Source organism: Tepidimonas sp. (assembly GCF_036825565.1).
GTDB lineage: Bacteria > Pseudomonadota > Gammaproteobacteria > Burkholderiales > Burkholderiaceae_C > Tepidimonas.
The window spans coordinates 1-6,395 of the sequence record NZ_DAISXZ010000100.1 but is presented as its reverse complement, the minus strand read 5'-3'; the positions used below and the strand labels follow the sequence as shown (position 1 = coordinate 6,395).

Sequence of the window (6,395 nt, the reverse complement as noted above, 5' to 3'; positions counted from 1 at the left end):
GCCAGGGGGTGGGGAGTGGGGCGTTCATGACGCAGGCAGCCAAAAGCGATGTCGATTCGCGAAGTCTGTGGTCTTTTCAAGAAAATGAAATTCGGTTTTCATTCAAAAAAATAGTCAAAATATCTGCGTCAATGACGTTTTACAAACTGGCCCATGGACGACCTCGACCGCATCGACCTGCGCATCCTCGACGTGCTGCAGCGCAATGGACGCATCACCAACCTGAAGCTGGCCGAAGCGGTGGCCTTGTCCCCGACGGCGACACTGGCGCGCGTGCAGCGGCTGACGCGCGAGGGCTACATCCTGGGCTACGAGGCGCGGCTGAACCCCGCCAAGCTGGGCGGCGGGTTGCTGGTGTTCGTGGAGGTGCTGTTGGACCGCACCACGCCCAACGTGTTCGAACACTTCAAGGCGGCGGTGCAGGCCGCCCCGCAGGTGCTGGAGTGCCACATGGTGGCCGGCGGCTTCGATTACCTGGTCAAGACGCGCGTGGCGGATATGGCCGATTACCGGCGTTTTGCGGGTGATGTGCTGTGGCAACTGCCGGGGGTGCGCGAGACGCGCACCTACGCCGTGATGGAAGAGGTCAAGCACACCCATCACCTGCCCCTGTTTTGACGAGGCAGGCGGTGGCGCTGGCGGGTGGGGATCAGGCCGCGCGGCGCAGCGACGTGGTGCGCGGACGCAGCAGGCCGAACAGGTTCTTGGGGTCGTCCACGTCCGGGATCAGGTCGAGCGCCTCGCCCAGGCCCAGTCGCTCGGCCGCGGCATGGACGAAGCGCAGCGCGGCGTAATCCTCCAGCGCGAAGCCGACCGAGTCGAACACCGTCACCTCCGCGTCGTCGCGGCGGCCGGGGGTTTGCCCGGTCAGCACCCGCCACAGCTCCGTCACCGGAAAGTCGGCCGGCAGTTGCTGGATGTCGCCCTCGATGCGGGTTTGGGGCTCGTACTCCACGAACACGCGCGCGGCACGCAGCACGTCCGCATGCAGCTCGGTCTTGCCGGGGCAGTCGCCGCCCACCGCGTTGATATGCATGCCCGGCTCGAGCAGCTCGGGCGTCAGGATGGTGGCGTTGGTCTTGTCGGCGGTGACGGTGGTCACGATGTCCGCGCCCCGCACGGCGGCGGCGGTGCTGGTGCAGCGCGTCAGGGCCAAACCGCTTTCGCGCAGGTTGGCCACGAGCTTGTCGGTCGCAGCGGGATCGGTGTCGAACAGGCGCAGCTCGCGAATGCCCAGCAGGTGCGCAAAGGCCAGTGCCTGGAATTCGGCCTGCGCGCCGTTGCCAATCAGGGCCATCACGCAGCTGTCCGGGCGGGCCAGGGCCTGCGCGGCGACCGCCGACATGGCGGCCGTGCGCAGCGCGGTGGTCAGCGTCAGTTCGCTGAGCAGCAGCGGGGTGCCCGTGTCCACGTCGGCCAGCACGCCGAAGGCCATCACCGTGGGCAGCCCGACGCGGGTGTTTTTGGGGTGGCCGTTGACGTATTTGAAGCTGTAGAGCGTGTCGTCCGCGATGGGCATCAGCTCGATGACGCCGTCGCGCGAATGGTTGGCGACGCGCGCGCTTTTGTCAAAGTCTGGCCAGCGGCAAAAGTCCTCGCGGATGTATTCGGCGATGCCGCGCAGGCAGGCTTCCACGCCCAGCGTCTGCACCAAGCGCACCAGGGTCGGCGCGCTCAGGTAACGGGTGGCGGTGCGGGGGAGGCGGGATGTCGTCATGTCCAAGTCTCCGGTCTGGTCAATGTCAGTGGCGAGAGCCAGAAGTGTGGACGCGGCCCGCGACAATGTAAAACGTCAAAACATTGACGAAACGGACAAAGTCTGACGAAATGTCAGCGGTCAATGAACATATCGATAGGAGGCTCGGATGGACGAAGTGGATCAGGCCCTGATAGCCCTGCTGCGGCGCAATGCACGCCTGAGCGTTGCCGATCTGGCGCACAAGCTGAAGGTGTCGCGCGGCACGGTGACCAACCGCCTGCGCCGGCTGGAGGATGCGCAGGTGATCCTGGGCTACACCGTGCGGCTGCGCCCGGAGTCCGAGCCCGAGCGCATCCGCGCCTGGATGAGCGTGCTGGTGGAGGGCAACCAGACGCGCGCCGTGATCGCCAGCCTGCTGGGCGAGCCCGGTGTGGTCAAGCTGCACGACACCAACGGCCGCTGGGACCTGCTGGCCGAGCTGGAGGCGCTATCGATGAACGAGCTCTCCGATATCCTGGAGCGCATCCGGCTGATCAAGGGCATCCACAGCACCGAGACCAGCATCCACCTGCGCACCTACCGCTGAGCGTCCGTCAGACCGCGGCGGTGGCGACGATTTCGATCTTCCACTCCGGCCGCGCCAGGCGGGCCTGCACCGTGGCGCGCGGCGGCGTGTGGCCAGCCGGCACCCATGCGTCCCAGACGCGGTTCATGCCGTCGAAGTCGGCCAGGTCGGCGAGGAAGATCTGCACCATCAGCAGCCGGGTCTTGTCGGTGCCGGCGCGCGCCAGCAGCGCGTCGATCATGCCGAGCACCTGACGCGTCTGGCCCTCGATGTCCTGCGTGGCATCGTCGGGCACCTGCCCGGCCAGGTAAACCGTGCCGTTGTGGATGGCCATTTCGGACAGGCGCGGTCCGACGTCGAAGCGTTGCACCATGATGCGTTCTCCTGAGTAAGCGGGGGAAAGGTCAGCCGGCCGCGGCGGTCAGCGCGCAGCGGGCGGCAGCCAGATCCCAGCCCGGCCTGCAGCAGGTCGCCGGCCTCGTGGTCGGCGTCGCGGGTGTCCACCACCAGCGTGCCGGTGTCGGCCAGATGCCGGCACACGTCAGGCGCCCACTCCAACAATGCGCGGGGTGAAGGCGCCCGCCGCGGCGACGAAGGCGTCGGCCCGTGGCCGCGCGCGCAGCGCCACCGCCTGCGCGGTGGTGCAGCTGACCACCAGCGGGCAGTTGGCCAGCGCGGGGTAAGGCAGCGCGGCCGCGGTGGCAGCGGCGTCGAGCGCGGTGGGCGGGGGCATGGTGCGGCGAATGGGCGGGCGAGCGTTAGCGGGGGGCGCGGATCAGGCGGCCGGCGGGGTGTCGGTGGCTGGCGCGTCAGGGGAGTCTCCCGGGCCGTGGTCGGGGGCCGCGGCGGGGCGCTGCAGCGGCAGGGCGAAGGCGAAGGTGGCCCCTTCGCCGGCGCGGCCATCGGCCCAGATGCGCCCGCCGTGGCGCTCGACGATGCGCCGGCACAGGGCCAGGCCAATGCCCGTGCCCTCGAAGTCCTGCGCGCGGTGCAGGCGCTGAAAGACGCCGAACAGCCGCTCGGCCCGCGCGGTGTCGAAGCCCACGCCGTTGTCGCGCACCCAGAACACGGCCTCCGGGGCGCCGTCCGGGCCGGGCCGCCGTTCGGCACCGATGGCGATGATGGCCGGCCGGCGCGGGCGGCTGTACTTGAAGGCGTTGCCCAACAGGTTGTCCCAGACCTGCGACAGCAGCAGCGGGTCACCCTCCACCGTGGGCAGGGCGTCGGGTAGGTGCAGCTCGCACTCCCCCTCGGCGCGGCGCAGGGCCGGGTCGTGCTGCACGCGGTTGAGGCTGCTGCGCAGCAGGTCGAGCATGTCCACGGGCTGCCGCTGCACCTCGGCGCGGCCCAGTCGGGCAAAGGCCAGCAGCCCCTCGATCAGCCGCCCCATGTGTGCGGCGGCTTCCTCGATGGTGTGCAGGTCTTCCGCCGCGTCCGGGGTGAGCGGCTGGCCCAGGTCCTCGCGCAACAACTGCACATAGGCGGTGATGTGCCGCAGCGGGGCGCGCAGGTCGTGCGAGACCGAGTACGAAAACGCTTCCAGGTCCTGGTTGGCCGCCTGCAGCTGCCGGGTGCGCTCCTCCACCTTGCGCTCCAGCGCCTGGTTGAGGTCGCGCAGCAACTCTTCCAGCCGGTGGATTTCGGTCATGTCGCGCACCAGGCAGGCGGTGCCCAGCGCCTCGCCGTCCAGACCCGTGAGCGTCGTGTACACCATGTGCGCCCACAGTCGCGAGCCGTCGGCACGGCGCTGCCAGCCGGTCGATTCGCTCTGACCCAGCAGGCTGGCGCGCTCCAGCGCCTGGGCCGCATCTGCCGGCAAGGGATGTGGCCGCTGCGGGGTGTCGGGGCCGTGCGTGCCGATCACATCCTCGGCGGCGTAGCCCAGCAGCCGCTCGGCGCTGGCGGGCCAATCCTGGATGGCGCCGTGCGCGTCGAGAAAGAAGATCGCCGCATCGCGCAAACCGTCGGACAGCGCCTGCCAACGGGCCTGTTGCAGCGCCAGGTGGGCGTTCTGACGCTGCAGTCGCTGCTGCAGATCTTGCTGCTGATCCTGCAGGGCGGCCTGCCGCCGCTGCAGCGCCGTGTCGTCGCGCAGCAGCACGAACACGCCGACCACGCCGGCGTCACTGCGGTCGGGCAACAGCGTCAACTCCCAGTGGGTGACGCTGCCCTCGCGGTCGCGCTGCACGGCAATGTGCCCGCCTTCGCCACGCAGCGCCGGCGCCATCCAGGGCAACAGGGTGTCGATCCAGTCGTCGTCCACGGCCTCGTGCCAGGACAGGCCGTCGATCTGATCCCAGGTCAGGTGGGGTCGCAGCAGCGGCTGCGCGGCGGGGTTGGCATGGCGACAGCGCAGGTCGACATCCAGGCTCAGCACGCCGTCGGGCAGGGTGTGCAGCAGGCGCAGCAGAGCGTCCGACGGGGGCGGGGCAGTGGCCTCGTCGTGCGCATCCGCATCGCTAGTCGAGCCGGCCGCCAGCGCCGTGAAAAACGACGGCGGCAGGTGCGTGGGCCAAGGGTCGCGCGGCAGCGGCTGCATGACGTGAACTGTAGCGCAAGCCCACGCGCCGCCGGAGCGCGCGCGGGCACCCCGCCGGGCACGCGGGGTGCTCCCGTCCGGCGTGCGTTCAGAAGCGCGGCAGATCGGGATGCGATAGCCGTCCGCCGCGCACCAGCATCTTGCCGTATTCGGCGCAGCGCTGCAGGGTCGGGATGACCTTGCCTGGGTTGAGCAGTTCGTTGGGGTCGAACGCGCGCTTGATGGCGAACATCTGCTCGCGCTCCTCGGGGCTGAACTGCACACACATGCTGTTGAGCTTTTCCACGCCGACGCCGTGCTCGCCGGTCACGGTGCCGCCCATGGCGACGCTGGTCTCCAGAATGTCGGCGCCGAAGGCCTCGGCGCGGTGGAACTGGTCGGGGTCGTTGGCGTCGAACAGGATCAGCGGATGCAGGTTGCCGTCGCCGGCGTGGAACACGTTGACGCAGCGCAGGCCGTACATGCCCTCCATGGCCGCGATGGCCTCCAGGATGTCCGCGAGGCGCTTGCGCGGGATGGTGGAGTCCATGCACATGTAGTCGGGGCTGATGCGCCCGCTGGCGGGGAAGGCGTTCTTGCGCCCGCTCCAAAAGCGCAGCCGCTCGGCCTCGTCGCGGCTGACGGCGATGCGGGTGGCGCCGGCCTCACGCAGCACGGCGCTCATGCGCTCGATTTCCTCGGCCACCTCCTCGGGCGTGCCGTCGGACTCGCACAGCAGGATGGCCTCGGCCTCCAGGTCGTAGCCGGCGTGCACGAAGTCCTCCACTGCCGCGGTCATCGGCTTGTCCATCATCTCCAGCCCCGCGGGGATGATGCCGGCCGCGATCACCGCGGCGACCGCGTCGCCGGCCTTGCGCACGTCGTCGAAGCTGGCCATGATGCAGCGCGCGAGTTGCGGCGTCGGTGTCAGCCGCACCGTCACCTCCAGCGTGACGGCGAGCATCCCTTCCGAGCCCACGATCAGCGGCAACAGATCGAGCCCCGGGGCGTCCAGCGCGTCCGCGCCAAACGTGACTGGCTCGCCCTCGATGGTGAAGCCGCGCACCTTCAGCACGTTGTGCAGCGTCAAGCCATACTTGAGGCAGTGCACGCCGCCGGAGTTCTCCGCCACATTGCCGCCGATGGTGCAGGCGATCTGGCTGCTCGGGTCGGGCGCGTAGTACAGCCCGTGCGGCGCGGCGGCCTCGCTGATCGCCAGGTTGCGCACACCCGCCTGCACAACTGCGGTCTGGGACAGCGGGTCGATGGCCACGATGCGGTTGAACTTGGCCAGCGACAGCGTCACCCCCAGCGGGTGGGGCAGCGCGCCGCCCGACAGGCCGGTGCCGGCGCCGCGGGCCACCACCGGCACCTTGAGCAGGTGGCAGGTGCGCAGGACGGCTTGCACTTGCTCCTCGGTCTCGGGCAGCGCCACCGCCAGCGGCCGCTCGCGGTAGGCGGTCAGGCCGTCGCACTCGTAGGGCGTGGTGTCCTCGGGGGTCCACAGCAGCGCGTGGGGCGGCAGCACCAGCGACAGGGCGCGCACCACCTCGGCCTGGCGGTCGGCGCGCCGGACGGCGCGGGATTCGGGGGTGTCGTGGGCGGTCATGGCG

At 69.8% G+C, this 6,395-nt stretch carries 7 protein-coding genes; 2 read left to right on the top strand and 5 right to left on the bottom strand.

Annotated features, from left to right (window positions below):
* Positions 1 to 153 precede the first annotated feature (153 nt).
* Positions 154 to 618 carry an Lrp/AsnC ligand binding domain-containing protein gene (locus V7026_RS10730; protein ID WP_334155374.1) on the top strand — a complete coding sequence of 155 codons (465 nt, stop codon included), beginning with the start codon at positions 154 to 156 and terminating at the stop codon, positions 616 to 618.
* A 31-nt stretch (positions 619 to 649) separates the two neighbouring features.
* Here V7026_RS10730 and V7026_RS10725 read toward each other — a convergent pair whose 3' ends face one another.
* Positions 650 to 1,717 (bottom strand): ornithine cyclodeaminase, encoded by a 1,068-nt coding sequence (locus tag V7026_RS10725; RefSeq protein WP_334155373.1) that lies wholly within the window; start codon positions 1,715 to 1,717, stop codon positions 650 to 652.
* Between the two features lie 148 nt (positions 1,718 to 1,865).
* Here V7026_RS10725 and V7026_RS10720 point away from each other — a divergent pair, with 148 nt between their 5' ends.
* Positions 1,866 to 2,285, top strand: a complete 420-nt coding sequence (locus V7026_RS10720; RefSeq protein ID WP_334155372.1) for an Lrp/AsnC family transcriptional regulator — start codon at positions 1,866 to 1,868, stop codon at positions 2,283 to 2,285.
* A gap of 7 nt (positions 2,286 to 2,292) precedes the next feature.
* On the opposite strand, the gene V7026_RS10715 is transcribed toward V7026_RS10720, so the two are convergent.
* The 4 genes from V7026_RS10715 to V7026_RS10700 form a co-directional block, all read right to left on the bottom strand.
* Complete coding sequence (locus V7026_RS10715) at positions 2,293 to 2,637, bottom strand: RidA family protein (protein ID WP_143969694.1); 345 nt, start codon at positions 2,635 to 2,637, stop codon at positions 2,293 to 2,295.
* A gap of 168 nt (positions 2,638 to 2,805) precedes the next feature.
* On the bottom strand, positions 2,806 to 2,997 hold the full coding sequence (locus V7026_RS11475; RefSeq protein ID WP_443082356.1) for a hypothetical protein: 192 nt from the start codon (positions 2,995 to 2,997) through the stop codon (positions 2,806 to 2,808).
* A 42-nt stretch (positions 2,998 to 3,039) separates the two neighbouring features.
* Positions 3,040 to 4,803 (bottom strand): ATP-binding protein, encoded by a 1,764-nt coding sequence (locus V7026_RS10705; RefSeq protein ID WP_334155371.1) that lies wholly within the window; start codon positions 4,801 to 4,803, stop codon positions 3,040 to 3,042.
* 88 nt (positions 4,804 to 4,891) lie between these two features.
* Positions 4,892 to 6,391, bottom strand: coding sequence for an FAD-linked oxidase C-terminal domain-containing protein (locus V7026_RS10700; protein WP_334155375.1), 1,500 nt, complete (start codon positions 6,389 to 6,391; stop codon positions 4,892 to 4,894).
* Positions 6,392 to 6,395: the final 4 nt, after the last annotated feature.